Origin of the sequence: Leptothoe sp. EHU-05/26/07-4 (assembly GCF_043421015.1) — a bacterium.
GTDB lineage: Bacteria > Cyanobacteriota > Cyanobacteriia > Phormidesmidales > Phormidesmidaceae > Leptothoe > Leptothoe turfae.
Map to the genome: position 1 here is coordinate 215374 of NZ_JAXSQV010000002.1, position 20488 is coordinate 235861.

The following is a 20488-nucleotide window of genomic DNA, read 5'->3' on the forward strand; positions in this document are numbered from 1 at the left end:
CTGGCAAGAGTAGACACACCCAGCTCTTAAGAGATCTCAAGCTTTAATTGGCTCTTCTCAGCCTGGATCTCGCGTTCTTCCTCATTGATCTCATGTAGGATTGCATCAAACGTTTCCTTGTCTATCTCATTGAAGAATCGCTTAGTATCCAGATACATCTGACCACCGGTTTCAAAGTGGTGATAAGGATTCCCACCGTTGTATTCGCAATCGAAATCGATAAAGATCTCAGTCGCATAACCCCCACGCTCGTAGGCTAAGGGATAGAATTTTTCTACGTACTCATCGAGATCTTCGATCTCAAACCATTTTTCAAACCCTCTCTCTAGGTCATGAGAGTAGTGCTGGATTTGATCGTCAAATGCTTCTGACTCAAGGGTGAGCCAGTGATCCTCATCAAGGATAGGATAGCCATCTAAGCTCGCTATCATTTCTACGAGTTCTTCATTCTGGAGTGCTACCCAATTAACGATTAGAGCAACTGTGCCATGGCCACCATTAGCTTGCCAATAAGGAAGATTATTCTCGATCAGGAAGTCTTTGAAGACTTCATAGTTGGATTGATCGCGAAGGCTACCCGAGTAGTCTGAATAACCCACAAGCTCAAGCACGGGTATCTGATGGGAGTAGCAACGGTTGAGATTAGGATTATCGCGGATCTCTAGATCCCTGTAAGAGATATAATCGCCTTCGGAGTCGTAAGCTTCAGTGGGTATATGTTCAGCCCACTCATTTTCATCAAGGTCGGGCAATTCTAGCGCTCCCACATCCACAAGTTTCTCTGCATCCACACAGCAAACTCTCATGTCATGTGTAACGATCTCATCTAGCAGTTGCAGTTGAGCTTCTAACAACGGGGCAGTTTGCTGATTGATCGCAAAGTAGGCATAAGGGGCATGGTTGTCTGAGAACTCAAAATCTTTTACGTCTGACAGTAGACTATTCGGATTGGCACTTTCAAAAAAATCATCTAGTGCGGTTTCCCATCCTGTCCAGTCGTCGATCCCGTAGTCAGCTGCGTTAGACGTGCATTCAATTTCGTCTTTTAGTTCTCCATAGGTCATTCCTGGCCATAGACTCACGGCTAGCACGGTTCGGGAATCACCTTGAAAGTCGTCAGGAAAACAGACGGTGAGGAAGTCAAGAGAGGTAATCATGATGATGATGGGTATGGGGTAGGGGATAAACAGGAAGGGGTGGGGGTGAAAAGTAAACTTTTATGTGGTCTAGACATGCACTCTGAGGTAAAAATTTTTCTGAGGTGAAGGGTTGAGGGTTAGGAATCTTCTTCTAGGTCATCTTCTTCATCTTCTTCATCGAGTAAAGCTTGACGCTCTTCAAACCAACTTTCGAAGATCTCATCAGCGTTCTCTTCATACCACTCAGCAACTTTTTCGTGGATATAGAAGTAGATCGCTACCATTCCGTTGTTATCGCGAGGATTCTCGCCCACACCCGCGTTCTCATAGGCTTCCTCTAGCTCGTCACCATGGAGGAACCAAGCCGTTTTAATCTCTTGCGTGTAGATAGGTACTGCACTATCAACGATTTCGTGAATACGCCCATCGTAATCTAGATCATTAGACAAACAAGGGGTTTCATCGGTATCAGGGTCTAGATCTGGATGCTCTTCGAGATAGTCTAAAAGGGCCTGTTTGGTCTCTTCGATCGCACCATCAACGCATTCTTGAAGAGTGTCATCTAGGGTGATTGTGGTCTGCATGACAGGTAAAGGGGGTGAAGGGTTAAAGAGTGAAAGAAGTGGAATGAAGCGAGTAGTAGAGTCCTGTAGACTGTGAGCGTAAATCAGGAGCGCGGTCCAAACTGTAATCTAAATTGTATGCTTGACTTACATTTATTATGTTACTTATCTCGTTGAGCGATCGCAACCCTGATCTGTAAAGAAGGAATGAAGAAAAGTAATCTTGAATGTATGCTTGGGCTACTTTTCTTCACCTGTTAGCTATCAGAGGGTTTCTTAAGGACGAACTTTGAGACTGTGTGGGCAGTGCCTAGGGCTTCTAGGATTGGGGTAGAGATCTCAGATTCCTCTAAAGTCTCCTCAAAATGGCTAAACATTCCATTGGATAAGGACTCTAAGACGTTGGTTAGTCCATAGCTATGAACCAGGGCCATTAGAAAGGATTGAAGTTGAGCCTGAGACTGATTAGGATTGGCTGAGACAGGAATAGTGATGCTAGGAGTGGAAGGCGTTGAGGGGATAGGTGTAGGGGAAGCCATGATAGTGAAGAGAATTGAGAGGCTAGGGAATGAGGAGAAAGCGGATAGGTGAAAGCGGGTGAAGCGAATAGGTGAGGAAGTAGGCAAAATCGATCTACAGTTCAGAGATCGGCGGCACTTTGCCAAGTTCTGCATCCAGATAGTAATCCTCGTCAGGGTTGACCTGCTTGAGCCGTTCAAACGCATCAATCACCGCTTGACCATCGTACTTTTGGGAAAGGGCTAGAAGGGTCTGGAATGCGTCGTATGCGACTAGATCTTCGATGTATTCAGGCAGATGGGCTGCTAGGGCGAGTTCGGCAGTAGGGTGATAATCGCTGTAGTAGGTAGAGCTAGGCTGCTGGTCGGTATTCGTGGCGTCTGTAGAGGTTGGGTCTGCCTGTAGAAGCGGATCAAAGTAGGCACGATAGCCTAAGGACTGCCTAACGATGTGGAGTCTGGGCGGAAGATTGGAAGGTGTCGCGCTCGTAGCGTACTCGTAAGGGTGTACTGGGTAGATGCGATCTGGGCGACGAGTACGGGAACGAAAGGGGTGGGCGGGGGAATGCGGGAGGGTAGAGGAAGGTTGAGCAGGAGAAGGGGAAGGAGGAAGGGACTGCTTGGAGGGTTGAGCAGGAGGAAGGGTAAAGCGATCGCAAACGGTAAGTGTTAGAGTTGTCATCAGGTCAAATCCTTGTTATGTAAGGGTTTGGTTAGAGGGCCTTGGGAAGGTGGAAGCTCCCTTGGCCTTTGCTTATGCCTTAAACTAGCAAAATTTTGTTAGTAGTGTCAATAATAAGCTAGCAATAAACTGATATATTGTGCTTATCCCAAACTTTGATCAGGATAAGCAGGTCTGATACTATGTTGCTAGCAATAAAGTTATAGTTAGGGTACCGATGGTAGAGAGAAAAACTACTATGCGACAACTCAGAGAAAGAGCTAATTTGACTCAAGAAGAGTTGGCACGGAAATTAGGGTTAACAGTATCTTCTATATCTAAATGGGACCAAGAGCGCACATTTCCGAAGCTTATGCCCATAGAGATGGCAAATTTAATGGAAATCCTTTCTTGCACACTCGACGAGCTTAAAGAAGCCCAGTCTAATTGGATAACCAAAAACACAAAGGAGAAAGAAAATGACTAAATCATCATCATCACTAATGTTTATCCCCGAACTCAACGCAAATATCCGATGTACTGAAGATGGACGTTCCAGTGTTTACGATATGATCGGAGCAACTGGAAAAGGGAATCCTCGTGACGTCTGGAAGCGTATAGTATCAACGCATCCAGAAGTTGTCGGAAAAACCGACAACTTTAAATTCCCCGGTCAAGGTCAACGAGAAACACCTGTCACCGACTTTCGAGGATGGCTCTATATCCTTGCCCTTCTCCCAGGTGCAATGGGTAAGAGATATCGTGAAGAAGCAGCGCAATTAGTAACCCGCTATATGAAAGGCGATCAATCTCTCATAGATGAAATAAAAGATCGTCGACCCATAGACGATAATCCTTTTTCATCTAGCTCGTCTCCTCACCCTTCCCCTTCACCATCTCTCATCTCTAGCGAATCTATCCAACGGGGGCACCAATTCTTAAAACTCGCCATCACCAGTCTTGATGGTGTTACCCTCGGCAAATCTCCAGAGCATGATGCGATCTTAAAACGCACTCTAGCGGTTAGTGCTACTCAGACCTGTATCCCAGAGCTTAAGACAGGGCTAGAACCTATCAGAGCTAAGCTTTATTCGGTTGCTTATCCTGAGCGTTGCAAGAATGATGATGGTAGTGACGTGTATCTCACGCCCACTGCCCTCGGTAAGCGTCTTGGTATCAGCGCTAAAGCTATGAATAATCGTTTGAAGATCCATGGACTACAGAAAAAGAACCGCGATTATTCGGCAGGCAAATCAGCATGGCTGCCCACCGAAGAAGGCAAGGAATATTCTATCCTCACCATTGAGGAGCATAAGGGCGATAACCCGACACAGTACCAACACCTCAAGTGGAATGAGCGAGTGCTAGAGCTGTTTAAGAACCCGTTAGCTGCTTAGCGGTGCTAGTGGCTGCTAGTGGCTGCTAGTAAAACAGAAAGCCTCCTAGGAATATAAGGTAATTCCTAGGAGGCTTTCTATGTAGAAGTGGAGTCAAAGCTAAGGGCAGTAAGTAGTACCTCCCACCCCCTCTGATTAAATGATACTAGGTGTTTGTAAGTGTGGCGGGGTGAGCTTCCGTCGATGGATTACCCGGTGATTGGCACCCTACCCCTCTCATTATTTTTGGCTTCCGTATTTACGGCAAAAAAGCACGTCCTATAATAAGGACGTGCTTTTTTGCTTATGGTGGAGCTTGATTCACACGAATTTATGGTTACTGGTGTGCAGCTCTCGTTATTCTCTCTTTATCTACTCCCTCCTATGCTCAATATTAGTTCCCAATTATCTTCTACCATTTGTTGGTAAGATTTCACTATTTCACCTCGCCTACCAAGGTCGAACACATAAAAATCAGACTGCGGTAGCGCTGTTTCAGGGATTATTACTTTACAAGTAACGAGACTCTCAACACTGTCGTCTTCTGCATCTGTATATGTGCCGTCATTCACACCTTGTGGCACTGGCACCACGGATATAACGTTGCCATTACCATTTCGAACGGTTATATTGAAGCCTTGCATTATGTCCTGGTAGCCGCTTCGTTGCGGATTACAAGGTTCTCCGAGGCGTCCATAGTAAACATCTATTATTATTATTTCACCGGATATTCGAGGCCCTTCAATTTGAGCCACTGCAGTCGAAGGTAGAGCCAAACCACACGCGATCGCAACCGCTCCAGCAAATAATCTACTTTTCATAATCAGACTTCCATTTCTAGAATTTACTTTGAATAGAAACTAAACCCTAATTAAACCCTTGAAAAATCCTGTTTTGTTAGCGTCAACAAAACAGCGACTTCCCTGAATTCTGCTTAACCTCGATTTTTAATCGCCATTACTTTAATAATCAACTGTGCTGTAGATTCAGGGATTTCCAAGACCCGATGCATCATCGTTAAAATCGTAATTTCCTCTTCACTTAGAATCCCATCTGCTAGTACTAGATCTGTTGAGATCGCGAAGACCGTCTCTTTTAGTTCAAATGGGATAGCTTCTTTAGCTGCATAAATAACTGACTTAAACCCATATTGGTCATAATCTTGGCCAACTTTTATAAAGATTCTTCTCACTACATCCGCAGCGTAGCTTTGAAATAGTTTCATGCGTTTGACAGCACTTCCGACCAGCTCAGTTTCTTCATTGGAGATTACGTCGTCAGCCATTACAGCCGCAAGAAGGAAGGCAACTACTCCTTCGGCGGGACTCAGTCCAGACAGTTCAGAAGATCGACCAAGGTTCAAATCTTGAAGCAATGTTTCGTTAAATAGTGCCATTGTTCAATGCGGTAAAATCCACCCTTCAACGAACCTGTTAGCCGACCGATTAAAACCCCTGAGCTGTACAGGTTTTTCACACTCATTCCATTGTTAGGGTGTAGTATTAACGTGCGATATTGAGCCTATGCTCGGGTATGGTTGAGTATGTGGTGGATTTTACAGTCAGGCAATATTTAAGGATTCGTGAAGGTGACGTTTACATTTAACAGCACCTCTACCCCCTTCTGTTCAACAGGGGGTACTAGATGTATGTGGGAGGGGCGAGGTAAGCTTCCATCGATGGATTGCTCTCAATTATCTAAAAAGTCCCTGCTTAATTACCCTCAACGTACTACCCATTATTTTTATTATTTTGGCTCAATAGCTACCCTAATGGGAAATTCCGTGGAAGGGATGATAAAAAGCAGTCAACTCTAAAGCTCTCTGGCTTTTTCAACGTTAATGTCACGCAGATCGAATGACGCTGGACCTGGTGAGAAGTAATATTCACCTGCCAATCCCAGCTCAAACTCAAGCCCAGCCATTAAACTTGCTTCCATGACTTGATTTCCCAGATCAACATTGCCGCTGTGCTTAAACTTAAACCAATCAGGATGATTGGAGGTTAGAGGGACAGTAAATTTAGTCCATTGCTCACCAGGCTCAACGCATAATCTTTTGTAGTTTAAAGGGGCTGTACCATAGACCCAAATTTCACCATCACGGTCCATAAAACGTATTCCTAAACAAACAGAACCTGAGGAACGTGCTTCGAAAGTAAGCCGAGCGGTTCCAGGGATCTTTTCAGGAACGCGGTTTTTAGGCACAATGCTCACACTAGTGCCATAGCCATGGCGAGCAAAATCTACGGTGAGGTGAGGTGAGGCCTGATCTCGGTTTACATAAGCCTGAACCCAGCTGAAATCCTCCCCTTCATGATTTTTTGCATCTGGGTCAGCCCAGAGTTTTCCAACGGTAGCAGTTTCTAAAGAAAAGTCTTGATAGATTCCGTTTGAGGCTTCTTTTCCTTCTGCGGGCTCAAGCCCGTGATATCGGTAGATGTCAGTATTGGGTTCAACAGCAAGTTCTTTCTGGGATGTAGTAACTTGAGCCGTGGGGTCCTGACGGGATTTATTCTGACTAGCTCTGGCAGCTGAAAGATAAAGTAGCGGTAAGCCTACCAAAATGGGACCTAAGATGGGATGAAGGAAACATTTCATATTGGACTCCAAACAACAACTATTGTTAAGATGCCCAGGATTAGACTTGTTGCAATATAAGGACCTCGTGATTTTGTTGCTTATACGAGACTGTCCAGAATTTTGTGTAAGCGGTCTGAAATCAACGTACATCAGGAGACCGTCCTATGGCACGCAAGAAAAAAGAACCCAATCGAGCTGATGCGCTAATCGATGAAATGCTCGAAGGCTTGCTCAAGTCGAGAACTTGCTCAAGCACGAACTTGCCCAGCTCTATCCCCGTTGAGGCTGCCAACCATTCCAACATATCGATTTCTCGGGAAGATTGGTTCTAATATGGCATTTATTTTTTCGATTAGTAATTTTTCTATCTGAAATAGATATACTTAGCTTAGAAATCAACTCTGATTCCTACAGTTAGACATATGACTTTTTCTTAACCTTAATGTAACTGCTTAGAAATAGGGGGTTAGGAATTACTCAGGCTATGGTTGACACAGCCACCCTGCTCGTCTCTTGAGAGTCAGCAGAGTGGCTGTGTCAACACTTCGATGCTAGAAGAACAGCCGCGCTGTCGATAGCGTGGCTGTTCATTTGCTTTTTCGTCATTCGATCAAGTCAAATGAACGGAGATAATCTTAGCTACTTGGTGACCGCGCCTAGTGTGTCGGTCAGTAATACCAATTCGAACAGGCCTTTTATCATCAAAGAACTGTGCTACGGCAATCGCGGTTTCCGGTGTTGCGCCAGTGAGAATAAAGTGAGGAGGGTTTTCCCCTTGTATAGTGGCGTGAACATACGGTGATCCAAAACCACCGGTTCCAGGTGCGAATTCAACAGTTATGGCTTCCAAGGTGAAGCTTGTCGTAGAAACCTCCCCAGCCTGTTTGTTCCCCAAGGTCTCGATTGTAGTTGATAGAAATTGCTTTGTCATATAGTTATCCTCCATCGCTGATGTTTGTGCAGTTTAAGCATACCCAGCGATATTAGTCTGCCTAAACATTTCTGTGCGCCGTACGAAATTGACCTGGCGTATTTGACCCTTTCGACGAAATGGGTGAAAATCCTCGCGTGCATTCTACTCGCAGGATGAGCTACTTAGACCAACATAATGAAAACATCTTATTATCCTCATTGAAGTCTAATAGTAGCGTTATGGGACTAACAGCATCAGCTTAATAACTATGCTACCGACCACTTCAGCAGAGAATGATAACTCTCTTCATCAGTGCATTCTTTCTATCCCATGAAAACACTCTAGGTCTTGCACACGAGTGCTGTTTTTGCACAAAATTGCTATGACTTGAGAAACTTCTTAGGCGTCACACCAGTTAACCCTTTGAAATGACGGTTAAGATGGCTTTGATGTGTAAAGCCACAAGAAATCGCAATATCAGCAATCGTCATTCTACCCTCTAACAATAGTTGTTTTGCGCGCTCCACTCGTTGCTGAATAACATATTGATGCGGAGTAATTCCCATTGATTGCTTAAACGCACGCGCAAAGTGATAGCGGCTGAGTCTCGCCACCTCGGCCAATTTGTCTAAGCTAAGCTCTCGCTCCAGGTTATCATGTATGAGTTCTTTAACCCGCTTTAACTTATGAGGAGACAAACCACCTGAGTAAGGTTTGACCGGTTTGGCCTGTGTTGAATAGTTCTGTAGCAGATGAACCGCTAATGCGTCTGTCATAGATTGCACATAGATCCGACTGCCAGTTCTGTTATGCATCAGTTCATTTTTAATTGCCAGGCCAATTTGTTGAATGAGTAAATCTTCAATGGAAGCAACTGAGTAAATCAGTTCAAACCTATCGTTGTCAAATAGTGCTTGCGAATGACCAGATAACAACGTTGGATCTAAATGAAGGTACAGGTGATGCAGTTCCTTATCCCAGCAGCTCCACATGGGTAACTGAAATGGGAAAATACCAATACCTCCGGTAAATATTTGCGCTTCCTCATACTTTCCATCGGTAATCTGCTCAATATGATGGCTCTGTCCAAGATTAATTCCAATGGTGTAATTATCTAGAATAATTTCCTGATGAACTTCTCCTTGTGGCAGATTTAGAATTTCTACACCAATACTCTCGCCACTTGCTTGGCAGCTTGATAGCATTGTTGACTCTGGAGAAGATTCTTCAACTTTTGGAGTAATCGCTATATCCTTATTATGTGAAATGATAGTGATGTCTTTGTTATCAGGTTCCATTTTTAGAGGCCCCTAGAGCTATTTAGCACAAACCTGTTATGAATTCACAAATTTCTTAGGGGTCACGCCAGTCAAACACTTGAAGTGGCGGTTAAGATGGCTTTGATGAGTAAAACCGCAGGCGAGTGCGATATCAGCAATCGTCATTCTGCCTTCCAGCAGTAGTTGTTTTGCACACTCCACTCTTTGTTGAATAATATATTGATGAGGAGTAATTCCCATTGATTGTTTGAATGCACGAGAGAAGTGGTAGCGGCTAAGCCCTGTCAGTTTGGCAAGCTCATCCAAACAGAGTTCGTGAGACAAGCTGTCATTTATATAGTCCTTCACCAATTTTAAGTTTTGCGGTGATAGACCACCTGGGTAAGAGACAACAGATTTGGTTCTCGCCGAATAATTCTGTAATAGATGTACTGATAATGCATCTGCCATGGATTGCACATAAACTCGTGTCCCATTTTTGTTTCTGCTATGAGCTATTTCGTTCTTTATTGCTATACTCAGATGCTGAATCAGTAAATCTTTATTAGCAGTCATTGATGGGACTAGTTCAACGTTATCGTCATCAAATAGTTCTTGCGAATGTCGAGATAATAACGTTGGTTCTAAGTGAATATATAAATGTTTCACATCTCTATCCCAACGGCTCCACATTGGCAGCTGATATGGGAAAATACCGACGCATCCAGGCAATATAGTATCTGTCAAGTAACGACCATCAATCGTTTGCTCAATCTTGTGACCCGGTCCAATATTAATGCCAATTGTGTGATTGTTTAATGTAACTTCTTGGGGAACTTCTCCTTGTGGAAGGTTGAGAATCTCTACACCAACCTCCCATAGATTCTTCTGAATGTTTGGTTCAGGAAAGCCTACTGGGAAAAAATCTTCAACAGTTGAAACACCTGTCGAGTTATGACTATGAGATCTCATCGCTAGAGCCCCCTATATTGCCTAAAACTATCGCCCTCAAATTTTCCTTCTTAGTTCCACCCCCACCCTCCCCAAATACCACACCCCGACCCCAAAGCGCAGTACCCCCAAGGGTACTTTTTCTTATCAATCTTTCAATGTGCCAGGTAGTCAAAAGCTCGCTCAGATATCTGAACATTTACTCTCAAGAACACCTTCTATCGTAAAATTTGAATCAGCACGGCTCTTAAGCCATATTTAAATAGAATATCTATTCTTAAACTGATACAGGAAACTAAGCTCAATGGAAATTTGTATTCAGAAAATTGAACCTAATCAACCTCTAATCGACCGAGTTGGGAGAAGAATAGGTGGTGGATATATTCCGGTACCTGAAGTAGCAATTCCCGAAGAGAGCAGAAATTTAGAAGACTCTGCAAACTTTATCGTTGAAATAGGTTATCTCGAACCAACCTCGAAAGTAATTTATGGTGCAAGCTTTGTCGCCAATTACGAGTTCCAAGGAAAAGAATACAGCACCCCTGTATTTGTGTATGGGTATACGGAAGAATTAGATGATATCGCTGTTTATGGGATTGTATCATCTCCAATCGCTCCAAATAATGAATGGCATATCTTCTTAGGGGGTTAGCCTGAGCGATAAGCAATACAATCGTAAAATTGAAATCGTAGCCCGCTGCTGCTGAAAAGCGGTGGGCACGCTATTGCAGGGGTGCTCAACTTCGAATATCTAAGATATCCCCACCCTTTCTCCCTTCTCCAGTTGCTCCCCAGCTCTACCCATCGTCCCACAACCGTTCATTCAAAAGCCCCACCATCTCTACCAAAAACTCGCGCTCCAACCGCTCAAGCAGCTGCCCTGCAAACGCATCCGGCTTCGTTGTCGGTCCTACCGAGAAGGTTTGTCGAGGCTTCACAATCCCCGCGTCGATCGCAGCCGCCCTGGTGGAAGAGTATTCGCCTGCTAGCATCTTTTGGTGGATCTCTGGGGCGACCTCGGCGATGCGTTGGGCCAGGTATTCAGAACCTCTTTCTTGCTTATCAACGTAGTCATGACTACGTTGATTCTCTGGCTTGGGTTTACCTTTCCGCCCATGAGGATTATTATTGCCTCCAGGTTTGCGTTCGAGTGTTGGATCAGCCTTTGCAGCCACCTCCACTACAGCCAAGCACTCCTTAGCACTGATAGGTCTATCAGGACTGCCCAGCTTCTTATATCCCTCAGCCACATATTCAATCCATTGAGCGGGGTATCCATAAAACTCTTGGCAAAAGTTCTCCCAGGTGTCGGCAAGCTTTTTCCAAAAGTCGTCTGTTCTGACTTCCTCTATACTCTTGCATAGCTTTCGGCAGTCGCTCTCAGCCGCTTCTGCCCGCATTTGAAAGAGCCTATATTTCCCATCAATCACCCGTTCTATTGGCCATTGGTTAACAGGCAACTGATACAGAGGGACTATGGTCTCATCCATTTTTCGACCTCCCCGGTCAGTTTCATGTTTTCGTTGAGGTCCTGAATCCACCGGTACTTCATCTCCAATTCTTCGAGCGTGCTTTCAGAGACAGCACCTCTAGCTCTTTTCCATCGAGTGTTGATCTTCTTTTTGAGAAGTCCTATCTTGCTGGGTTCAAATGCATTGGGGTGACAAATAATGCGAACAGCGTTATACGCCAAAGTGCCACAAACCTCATTACACTTTTTCCGAGCCTGGTCGCACTGCTCACTTCGGCTCATGACTCTAGGGGTTAGCCCTAATTCTTCCGTCATGGTTTGACGTGCAATATCAAGCAAATCTGATTGACTCATGCCTTTGAAAGCCTCCTTTTTGCCTAGGGTTTCTACTACCTGAGTCTGAGAAACTTTCTCTCCATCGATGGACCAATAGATTTCATCCTGCTTAATCTGTGCACCTATGAGAAAAAAGTCAGGAATCGAGTGAATGACTGGCAGGTCTATATCACTGCTTTCACCCGATGCGTCAGGAGTTACAACACTCGCTTCGACATCTTCCCCTTCGTATTCTTCCAAGACTAAATCGTCTAAACTCTTGAGAATATCTGCCATGCCATTGCTAGACGTTATGTAGATATCTGCAATATCTTCACGCTGTCCAGGGCTACCGAAAGAAATTATCTCTCCATTGCGTCGCAGCACTCTACCAAACGCCTGCCATGCTCGGGGTGTGTCATTCATGATGTTAAGGAAGACCGCAACACTTGCCCTAACACAATTGAAACCTTCAGCAGCCTTCCATACTTGGACCAGGCATTTCAGCTTATTGTCCTTATACTGTTCAATAATTTTATTGTTTATCTTGTCCGGTCGCCCATAGGTATAGCCATTGATGGTTGATTGTGTTCCAATCCAGTCAGCAAATCCTTCACCATGTGTTTTGTTAATCACCTTGCACAGATGCTCAGCATGCTTGCAGGACAGTGCAAACACTAGCATCTGATGCTGCTCAGGGTGTTTGGCATTTTTGGCATTCAGCCGACTAACGGCATCTGTTATTAGAGGGCAAACGTATTGATCGTAATATCGAGCCTCTTCCAAAATCTGACGCTTAGTCACGTTCTTGCCCTCTAACGCAAGCCTAGCCACATATTCGTCAACGTCATCTTCGCTAACCCGCTCTGGTTCACCTTCTCCGACAAAGTCAACATCGACATAGTAGGTTCTCACATGGGTCCTGACTGGGCGAATCGCGTCTTCTTCCAGAGCCTCTTTCAACGTAACGGCAATATCGGGACTGCCAATGATGGGTAAGCTGACGCGATCAGACCGTTCAGGTGTTGCGGTTAGCCCCAGACAAAATTCATAAGGAAGCTTTTTAACCTGCTCCCCCCACTTATTGATATCAGAGGTGCGATGGACCTCATCTAGCGCTAAAAGCCAGTTATGGCCTAAGCTCATCATTCGTCTAACTAGCTCAAAGCTGCTGGGGCTAAGCAGCGCTTGATACGTGGTTATAAATACTTCTGCCTTCCCTGACTGGCAATCTTTAATGGCGTAAAGCTCATTCGCTTGACACACCCCTGTCAGGCGAACCCTTAGCTTTTCGTGACAGTCGTTCTCTAAGTCTCGTATATAGCTAGAAAACTGCTCTGAGCTGGGAACTACAATAAGGGCTCTATTCACCCTATTGGTGTTGCATAGGCTTAGATAGGTGACCAAAAAGGCCAGTGTTTTCCCATATCCTGTAGGGAAATGCAAAAAGAGTTTATCTGCTTTTGGGTTGTCCAGAATCCATCCTGCAACTGCATTTTGCCCATCTCTGAGCTTATATTTCGGCTTGAATTCTCGAATCTTATTTTTGACTAGTGACGCTATGGGCATGACACTTAAAAACTGCTATAGTGCAATAGCGTCGCCGATAGACCGAGGAACAAACGGTCTTAAAAAAAATCTCTGGTAGTTCAAGACCACGCAGAGCACATCCATAATCTTGCAGCAAAATATTTTTTGCATTAAGATCTGTTAGCAAAATGTTAGGCGCTCGTTCGCGTTGTCCCTTAGTAGGCGACTGCTGACTGGAGTATAGCATGCTTTTGTGTAATCTGAGTTTACATCAGAAAAAATTTTGATCTTTGCATGATTTAGAGGTGGGAATGAGGGGATGCCCCTATGCAATGCCATTTCCATCCCAAATCCACCCCGAATACCACGACCCCACCCCCAAGCACAGTACCCTTAAGGGTACTTTTACCCGCACAACTCAGCACACCCCACATGAAAGGTGGAAGTTTGCTTTTGCTCCGTGACGTGATGCTGGAGTGTCTGGTGCGAACCTGTATGCTGGGTGGCAAGGATAAGGGAGGGGAGAAGAGATTCTTTCGAACTCTCCTCATCCCTATCACCCGACCTCACAAGGGGATTTTGGCGATTCGGTTAATCCACTCTTCTGCTGTGCTTACTGACCAAATTAAAATTAGTTCTTCAATAACAGTCTCTAAAGCCGTCTTCCTTGAGACGATCAGCACACCTGAGCTTTGGTTATCGACGATGAACTCTGCAAATTCAGTCGGCATTGTTCTACGGTCATGGGTCACCAAAATGCGCTGTTGCCTAGCTGATAGAGCTAATACTTCCGCATCTCGTAATCCTTCTAAGTCTGCTTCAGTAGCAGTTTGAAACTTCACACTGGGCTGTCGGCGGATAGTCCCGGTCACAATCGCTTGATTGAGATCAGCATCAGCTTGAAATTGAACGCTTGCCATTATGCCTGCTGCGCTGAATTCTTAGCTGCAAGTAGTTTTTCATGCAAAGAAGGTGCATCCACCTGCAACGGCTGTGGCATGGAATCAAACGCTTCTTCCTCGGAGATTAGATAAGCGTCGATATCAGAACGATTAGCTAGATAAAAGGTAATTGCTCCGTATACCTTCTCTAAGTCAAGCAACGGATAGGATTGAGCAATGCTCTCGGGAAGCATACCTTTGCGAAAAGCATAAACAATAGAATCCAAAGAGATTCGGGTACCAATAATCCAATACCCTCGGTTTTTGAACTCTACATATGACTTATTGGCAACGGCAGTCATAGAATTGGCCTGGAGGAGTGCATCTCTCAAATTATATCAAGCACATAGAATCAAAAGTGGCATTAGAGTGCCAGGTGAGATGCGCGCCTGTATCGTATCCGAAGTCTGCAGCCATTAACAAATCGCGTCAATCCTACAGCTCTGACAGCCCTGACTCGCCTTTGGCTCTCATTAAATCCTCTACTAAGCCCAAGTTGCTGGCCCATTCTTGTAAGTAGTCAAAGTCCAAGCTCGTACCCTGAACCTTCAGGACCCCCAGTACATCCCGCCATTGCTTCTCAGATTGGCTATGCTGTCCCCAACGAAGCTTATTCAGGATCACATCCTCAGGCGATGCAAGATAGACACCATTAACCAACTGGCGACGGCTGAACTTGATAATATCCCAGGCTTCATTTCCAGCAATGACTAGGTCAGCCCGTTCAATCGTTTCTTGGTCAGTAATCTGTAGTGTCTGCATTTGACCTGACACAGCATCCTCAACACCAGGAACGTAAAAACCGTCTGCTTCTAATGCGGCGACTAATGGATACAGATCAGCACCCGATACATTGATAACCAAGTCCAGGTCGATAGTGAACCTAGGCTCGCCATACGCTGTAGATGCCACACCACCGGTCACGTAATACTGGATACCCAAGCTAGTAAATATGGCATGTAACCGACGAGCTAGCCCAATCGAATCCTGAGTCCAGGTCATTGGATCTCCTTTGGGTTCAAATCCTACTGGCCAATGCTCACCTAACCAGGCTTGGGCCACTTTATGCGCAAAGGCCTGGTTATCAAGATGGCCAAACCGCTGCTTCAAGCCACCTAGAGACATCGCCAAACCGCCCTGGGTATACCGAACCGTCATGGCCATGCGCTGTTCATTGGTGCGTTGAGAAAGAAGACTGAATAGGTGTCGATCAGCTTCTACGGTGGTATCGATGGCTTGGGGGCGGTAGGCAATGACCATGGCACTGTGTAAGTGACTGATTTCATTACAGCGGCTAGTGCTGGAAAGATCAAGGGAATTAAAATCCTATTGATGGAAGCGTGGGTTAGCTTTCCTCTCTTTGGCTGGCCACATTGATTGTTAGGACCCCAAGAGTCACTCCCGTCACAACACCTAGAGTCAAAATTGCCCCTACCATCATCCCGATCGCAAAACTCAGGCCGGAAAAGTTTTCAAACATACACTAGTAAATTAAGACTACAGATAGGTAGACTATACTTTATTTGACCTGTGCTCAGTTGAGTTCATCTGGCCTAGCTTAGCCTAGCCTGTCTCCTTTATCGTCACGCATCCCCCTTCTATGCCCACCATCCGGGGTCAGCTTTCAAATCTAGTCGATCTCGTCCGGGGCAGTCGTCCCCGTAGACGGACCAGTAAACTAACCGGCTCTCAGGATCAAATCCTCCCCGCTGGGCAAATTCGTCGTCGCAATCTTCGGCAGCTTGACATCCCGGAGATTCCGCTTCGCCCTATCATGTTTGATCATGGGGCTTCCAGATCATTGCTGGAAATGTCTTCATGGTCTTATGAATTCTCCACTTGTCTCCGTCTCCTGGCCCAGAACACCTTTCAGAATGAGCATGGCGGAGTGGAATCCTGGTCTCTTGCTCCCAACACGGGTCTTGATTCCTACACCACAGGTATCATAGAGGATCTCCAGAATCGTTACTGCGGCAAAGATGAGCTTCTCGGTGGAGAGATCCTTGAAGCAGCCGTAGCTCAGATAATGGGTTATGGCGATTCGTTCATGGAACTGGCTATTGAGCGAGATGGCTCAGGGTACGCGATCTCTCAGACTATGTATTTGCCGTCCTTCTCCACTTTCACTGAGGAAGATGAGCATGGAAACATTCTCAACTATCGTCAGCAAGAGCGATTTGAGCCCAACGATTCAACCGACCGGATTTGGCGGGGCATAGACCTGGCCCGTATTCTCCATTTTCGTGCTCCTGGCCCTGGCCGCTATGGACATCCACCCGGACTCTCTCAAATAGAGGTATGGCAGGACATCAAGGATGCGATCGCAGACCTGGTAGACGCCGCTCGCTCATCGGCCATTCTCCCCAATCTCCATATCATGCCAGAGGATAAGGGAGCCAACTATAAGAACCTCTACCGGGCCGAGTACGAGGAAACCAGGGCCATGGGGATCGTGACGGACCTCTACCTCTCTCATGGAGCCAAGGTGGAGAAACTAGCTGCAGCCACCCCAACTCTAAAGCCGCTCATCGACCACTATCTTCAGCTTCGGTACCGCATGTGTCTCCCAGGGTGCCCAATCTTTTTGATTCCCGGTTTGGGTCTAGAACAAGGAGCTTCGAAGGAACTCGGGGGGCAACCCGCATTGGCCTATGGTCGACTCATCTCCACGGTGCGATCGTATCTGGCAAAGCAAATCATATGGGCCGTTGGAGTGGAGGTGACCTTGAATAAGGGTTACAACTTCTGGAAACAGGAACGGCCTAAGGTTCGATTGGAATGGCCTAAGTTTATTACTCAGGAAATGCCCGGTTTGCAACCAGGTGGGGGTGGTGGACAGCAGCAAGGGTCGGGTTCCACTTCTACTGAAGAGGATGAAGCCAAGGCTCAGGAAACCTTTATTAATGTCAACGGCAGAATTCGCTAGAAAAATCATGACTACATCGCCTCTCAGCACCATCTCACCGTCCCTTACTAAGGCTTTCAAAGGTACAACCCTTGAAGGACAAGAGGCCCAACTCTTCGAAGCTCTTGCCCCGCATATCATCAAGGAGCTCGAACACCTCTATCAGCAAGAACGCTCTGTCCAACCCCTCACCCGTTTTCAAGCTGAAGATCTTGAGTCGGATCAGTTGACGGGCCAGATTACGACTCCCGCAGCCTCTCAAATGCGCGCCATCAACGAACTGGTGGGTTGGGGATCTTCTGCTGACGACTGGCTAGTGGTCCCCTACACGGCCTCCAATAATCTGGTGGACTTTGATTATCGTCGATGGCACAAGGACGCAATCATCGGTATGGGGCTCACCTTCAAGGGCAGACCGCTCATCTTTGATCATGCCTGGGGCGATAGCGAAAAAGCTGCTGCGTTTATCTTTGAGTCCAAGCTCGTAACCGAGGAATCCACGACCAAGGACATTCTCAATGGTGGCGGATTTGCTAAGTTCAACCGCGAAATCATCAAAGACGAAGGCTATATCTGGCTCTACCTCGCTGCAGCGGTACCCAAGAATAGTGAGACGGCTGCAGCCATCCTGAGTCGCCGTTACAACGACTGCTCGACTGGCTCCATGCTTCGTCAGCCCACCCTTTATTGTCCAAATTGCTCACGCGAAAAGAACCGAATGGTGTCCTTCTACGAGAAGGACAAGAACGATGACTATGTTTGCCCTCACTTGATTCCGAGCAATTTCATGTTCTATCTCGTATCCATGTACGGGATAGATGATGCGGAGTTTGCTGACTACGCCATCCTTTCTGGGGAGTACCACGAGGCTGTAGAGCTGTCGAATTGCAATCGAGGAGCCCTGCCTGCTGCATCGATCCTACGCGCCTGATCTCTTCTCTAGAATTCGATTAATCCGTTGTAGCTCTTGAAGGATTAGCGCATACCTGTCGTCCACCGGGGGCTGTTCGATCACTCGTGACACCAGCCAGTAGGGGCTGATCCTCATTGCCTTGGCAGCAATCACTAGGTCTTCTACCTTGATATCGGTGGTTCCGTTAGTGCGGTCAATCCATAAATTTCTGTGCCATCCCGTCAACTTAGCTAACATGCTAGTTGATATTTCTTGCTCTTCGAGAGCATTTTTGAAGTTGGCGCACAGCAATTTTTTTAGATTCACAGGAACGTTTTACAAAATTACAGCTGAGAGTTGCACCTATTATACGTGCCTCGCACCTGTTTCCTGGGCGAATTCTAAATTCTCTTCTCTCTCTCGCTACCGTGGGTGGGAATAGATTCCTGGAGCGCAAGGGGTATGCCGAAGAGCCCGCTCAAAACAGTTTTAGACCTGACAAAGGTTTCTGACGAAGATAAAGCCAAGTTAGGTGTTAATTTAAATAAATCAGCAGCGGCAGGCACAGGCTTTGCAGCATCCCTACGTGTGCAAGATTCCGTAAAGACTCGGGCACCAGCGACACCGGCAGATTCAGACGCTACTGCCCCCGCTAGTGGACAAGAAGTCGAAACACCTTTACCCGTTGCCCCGCATAGCCCGACTGTACCTCAGGAACAATCTTCTACTGCTTCTGTTACCCAGTCAGCTGAGACTCAAGAGGGGGCGACTGTACCTGGAGAACAATCTGCCGACGACCCCGTCACCTCCTATCGGCTTGACCCAACCATCTTGCGGACCCTTGTAGATCAAGCTGTCTCCCAAAATATTGCTCCGCTTCAACAACAGCTCACCGAATCTCAGGCTCGTGCGCGTGATCTTGAATCCCAACTCGCGGCTGCCCAACAGCAAGTTGAGCAATCTCAAGCAGCCAACACTGCTGTCGAAAACTTATCCCGCCTACTGGGCCGGGCTGCTACACCCCAGTCAGGTCAAGATGCGCCTCCCCCCTCCCCTGGTATGCCCAACGTAAATACTCAGACGTCCACTAAGTCAGATGTTCTCACGGGCATGTTGGCAGAGTACGTGCAAGAGCGGGACTCCTCGGGGCTCATGTATCGCTCTACTAAGAAGGGTGGGCTGATTCCTGTGTATGACTCCACGAGAGTGGACCGTTTTGCCATCGAGCATGGTTGGAACAAGAAATACTCCCAGGGTTATCGCAACCTGATGAATGAACTCACGGAGTTAGGCAAAAAGAACGGCCTGTTCCGAGGGTCAGCTGCCATGACTCCCGACCAAGCTCGGGCAGCCACCACTGGAGGCAACATCCCGGCAGGTTTCCTGGACACGCTCTCTTCGATTATGAGAGTGAGTGCTCGCCCAGGATTGGTCTTCTGGCAATTTGCAACGACTATCCATCGGTTTGATCGTGGACTGGGTGAACGAGTGGATATTCCTCGGGCACGGTATCCAGATATTCTCACCGATTCCACTCAGCGCCTACTCTCAGGGTCCGGTACCTACATCCCGATTGATAGCTCGAATGCCCCAGTTCAGACCGGGTTTGTTCAGCTACAGCTCCAAGAATACGGGCGAGGCCGACCAGAGGCACCACCCTTGGCTATCCCCACTTTTGTGGAAGCCTACTCGATGATCTCGCTTATGCCGATCCTGGAGCGAGACTTATTCTTTGATTACTACAATTTCGAGGACCTCATCATCCGGGAACAGTGGAAACCCACCACTGCGGTCTTTTACCACAATGGTGCTGAGGGCACGCTGGTCACATCAGCGGCTGAAGTAACCTCTGGTGGGCAGTGTACTCGCAAGTTTCTCCGCAAGTTGCACACCCGGCTTCATGAATTACGGGTTGTCCCTCTCCCTGATGGTTGCTATGGCATTGTGCTTGTGCCTCGTCAGTTGGAGCAGCTTAAGGAGAGCCTCGCAGATGAGTGGGAGCCTCCCACTAAGGAGGATGTGGCTGAACTCACCAACATGATGATGAGCCAGTACCCGGCTGGTGAAAATATCCAAGTTGAAGGGTACATGGGCAACTATGAACAATTTCATATTTGGTCCACGAATGCCTTTGGAGTCGCGAGCAGCGGCCTGACCACTAACTACGATCAACCTGGCAAGGAGGGCGTTGCTGAAGAAACTAACGGGACTTCAGAAAATAGCATCTTCCGTCAAGGATACGCATTTGGTGGCTCAACAACAGGCCGAGGAATCGGAGGTGCAGGCGTTCAGATTCTTTACGACGAGAAAACTGACTTCGGACGTAATGAGCGTGCTATTTGGCACTGTTACGAGGGTCATGCTCCTTTGGATGTCGACCCGATCGGGTACGGGGATAACTCTGAAGTTCCCCAAGAGCTGCGGGTTTATAAGATCCGCACTGCCGATGAACCGGTAGCGTAGGAGAAGATTGG

At 46.7% G+C, this 20488-nt stretch carries 23 protein-coding genes; 7 read left to right on the forward strand and 16 right to left on the reverse strand.

The annotated features are described in order from the left end of the window. Window positions 1–26 precede the first annotated feature (26 nt). The 4 genes from U2F10_RS02885 to U2F10_RS02900 form a co-directional block, all read right to left on the reverse strand. Window positions 27–1157 carry a hypothetical protein gene (locus tag U2F10_RS02885; RefSeq protein WP_499870618.1) on the reverse strand — a complete coding sequence of 377 codons (1131 nt, stop codon included), beginning with the start codon at window positions 1155–1157 and terminating at the stop codon, window positions 27–29. A gap of 119 nt (window positions 1158–1276) precedes the next feature. Continuing rightward, window positions 1277–1723, reverse strand: a complete 447-nt coding sequence (locus U2F10_RS02890; RefSeq protein WP_499870620.1) for a hypothetical protein — start codon at window positions 1721–1723, stop codon at window positions 1277–1279. Between the two features lie 236 nt (window positions 1724–1959). Continuing rightward, window positions 1960–2241, reverse strand: a complete 282-nt coding sequence (locus U2F10_RS02895) for a hypothetical protein (RefSeq protein WP_499870621.1) — start codon at window positions 2239–2241, stop codon at window positions 1960–1962. A gap of 94 nt (window positions 2242–2335) precedes the next feature. Beyond that, complete coding sequence (locus U2F10_RS02900; RefSeq protein WP_499870623.1) at window positions 2336–2902, reverse strand: hypothetical protein; 567 nt, start codon at window positions 2900–2902, stop codon at window positions 2336–2338. 238 nt (window positions 2903–3140) lie between these two features. Between U2F10_RS02900 and U2F10_RS02905 the strand changes: the two genes are divergently transcribed. Beyond that, window positions 3141–3368, forward strand: coding sequence for a helix-turn-helix domain-containing protein (locus tag U2F10_RS02905; RefSeq protein WP_499870625.1), 228 nt, complete (start codon window positions 3141–3143; stop codon window positions 3366–3368). Further along, a complete protein-coding gene (locus U2F10_RS02910; RefSeq protein WP_499870627.1) occupies window positions 3361–4278 on the forward strand; it encodes a hypothetical protein in 918 nt (305 codons plus the stop codon). The genes U2F10_RS02905 and U2F10_RS02910 overlap by 8 nt, the downstream gene beginning before the upstream one ends. Window positions 4279–4625: 347 nt before the next feature. Here the strand turns inward: U2F10_RS02910 and U2F10_RS02915 are convergent, their stop codons facing one another. The 3 genes from U2F10_RS02915 to U2F10_RS02925 all read right to left on the reverse strand — a co-directional run bounded on the left by U2F10_RS02915 (window position 4626) and on the right by U2F10_RS02925 (window position 6855). Continuing rightward, window positions 4626–5078, reverse strand: a complete 453-nt coding sequence (locus U2F10_RS02915) for a hypothetical protein (protein ID WP_499870629.1) — start codon at window positions 5076–5078, stop codon at window positions 4626–4628. Window positions 5079–5191: 113 nt separating this feature from the next. Continuing rightward, window positions 5192–5653, reverse strand: a complete 462-nt coding sequence (locus tag U2F10_RS02920) for a tellurite resistance TerB family protein (RefSeq protein ID WP_499870630.1) — start codon at window positions 5651–5653, stop codon at window positions 5192–5194. Window positions 5654–6069: 416 nt separating this feature from the next. Further along, the gene (locus U2F10_RS02925; RefSeq protein WP_499870632.1) at window positions 6070–6855 is read right to left on the reverse strand and encodes a hypothetical protein; all 786 of its coding nucleotides are present in this window, start codon (window positions 6853–6855) and stop codon (window positions 6070–6072) included. A gap of 146 nt (window positions 6856–7001) precedes the next feature. On the opposite strand from U2F10_RS02925, the gene U2F10_RS02930 reads away from it, so the two are divergent. Next, window positions 7002–7169: a hypothetical protein gene (locus U2F10_RS02930; RefSeq protein ID WP_499870633.1), complete on the forward strand. Its 168-nt coding sequence runs from the start codon at window positions 7002–7004 to the stop codon at window positions 7167–7169. Window positions 7170–7447: 278 nt separating this feature from the next. Here U2F10_RS02930 and U2F10_RS02935 read toward each other — a convergent pair whose 3' ends face one another. The 3 genes from U2F10_RS02935 to U2F10_RS02945 form a co-directional block, all read right to left on the reverse strand. Next, window positions 7448–7768: a hypothetical protein gene (locus tag U2F10_RS02935; RefSeq protein WP_499870635.1), complete on the reverse strand. Its 321-nt coding sequence runs from the start codon at window positions 7766–7768 to the stop codon at window positions 7448–7450. Between the two features lie 362 nt (window positions 7769–8130). Then, window positions 8131–9048 carry a helix-turn-helix domain-containing protein gene (locus tag U2F10_RS02940; RefSeq protein WP_499870637.1) on the reverse strand — a complete coding sequence of 306 codons (918 nt, stop codon included), beginning with the start codon at window positions 9046–9048 and terminating at the stop codon, window positions 8131–8133. A 36-nt stretch (window positions 9049–9084) separates the two neighbouring features. Then, a complete protein-coding gene (locus U2F10_RS02945; protein WP_499870638.1) occupies window positions 9085–9981 on the reverse strand; it encodes a helix-turn-helix transcriptional regulator in 897 nt (298 codons plus the stop codon). Between the two features lie 283 nt (window positions 9982–10264). On the opposite strand from U2F10_RS02945, the gene U2F10_RS02950 reads away from it, so the two are divergent. Next, window positions 10265–10612: a hypothetical protein gene (locus tag U2F10_RS02950; protein ID WP_499870640.1), complete on the forward strand. Its 348-nt coding sequence runs from the start codon at window positions 10265–10267 to the stop codon at window positions 10610–10612. A 145-nt stretch (window positions 10613–10757) separates the two neighbouring features. Here U2F10_RS02950 and U2F10_RS02955 read toward each other — a convergent pair whose 3' ends face one another. The 5 genes from U2F10_RS02955 to U2F10_RS02975 form a co-directional block, all read right to left on the reverse strand. After that, window positions 10758–11450, reverse strand: a complete 693-nt coding sequence (locus U2F10_RS02955) for a hypothetical protein (protein ID WP_499870642.1) — start codon at window positions 11448–11450, stop codon at window positions 10758–10760. Then, window positions 11435–13315 (reverse strand): DEAD/DEAH box helicase, encoded by a 1881-nt coding sequence (locus tag U2F10_RS02960; RefSeq protein WP_499870643.1) that lies wholly within the window; start codon window positions 13313–13315, stop codon window positions 11435–11437. Before U2F10_RS02960 ends, U2F10_RS02955 begins: the two co-directional genes overlap by 16 nt. Window positions 13316–13842: 527 nt before the next feature. Further along, window positions 13843–14196 (reverse strand): DUF5615 family PIN-like protein, encoded by a 354-nt coding sequence (locus U2F10_RS02965; protein WP_499870645.1) that lies wholly within the window; start codon window positions 14194–14196, stop codon window positions 13843–13845. After that, window positions 14196–14519, reverse strand: a complete 324-nt coding sequence (locus tag U2F10_RS02970; protein ID WP_499870646.1) for a DUF433 domain-containing protein — start codon at window positions 14517–14519, stop codon at window positions 14196–14198. The genes U2F10_RS02965 and U2F10_RS02970 overlap by 1 nt, the downstream gene beginning before the upstream one ends. Before the next feature lie 133 nt (window positions 14520–14652). After that, a complete protein-coding gene (locus tag U2F10_RS02975) occupies window positions 14653–15477 on the reverse strand; it encodes a hypothetical protein (RefSeq protein ID WP_499870648.1) in 825 nt (274 codons plus the stop codon). A 340-nt stretch (window positions 15478–15817) separates the two neighbouring features. On the opposite strand from U2F10_RS02975, the gene U2F10_RS02980 reads away from it, so the two are divergent. Continuing rightward, entirely contained in the window at window positions 15818–17143 is a 1326-nt protein-coding gene (locus tag U2F10_RS02980) for a hypothetical protein (protein WP_499870650.1), read from the forward strand. Continuing rightward, window positions 17121–18053 (forward strand): hypothetical protein, encoded by a 933-nt coding sequence (locus U2F10_RS02985; RefSeq protein ID WP_499870652.1) that lies wholly within the window; start codon window positions 17121–17123, stop codon window positions 18051–18053. The genes U2F10_RS02980 and U2F10_RS02985 overlap by 23 nt, the downstream gene beginning before the upstream one ends. On the opposite strand, the gene U2F10_RS02990 is transcribed toward U2F10_RS02985, so the two are convergent. After that, complete coding sequence (locus U2F10_RS02990; RefSeq protein ID WP_499870654.1) at window positions 18042–18341, reverse strand: helix-turn-helix domain-containing protein; 300 nt, start codon at window positions 18339–18341, stop codon at window positions 18042–18044. The two genes, U2F10_RS02985 and U2F10_RS02990, sit on opposite strands and share 12 nt — an antisense overlap. 135 nt (window positions 18342–18476) lie before the next feature. Between U2F10_RS02990 and U2F10_RS02995 the strand changes: the two genes are divergently transcribed. Beyond that, entirely contained in the window at window positions 18477–20477 is a 2001-nt protein-coding gene (locus U2F10_RS02995) for a hypothetical protein (protein WP_499870655.1), read from the forward strand. Window positions 20478–20488 lie beyond the last annotated feature (11 nt).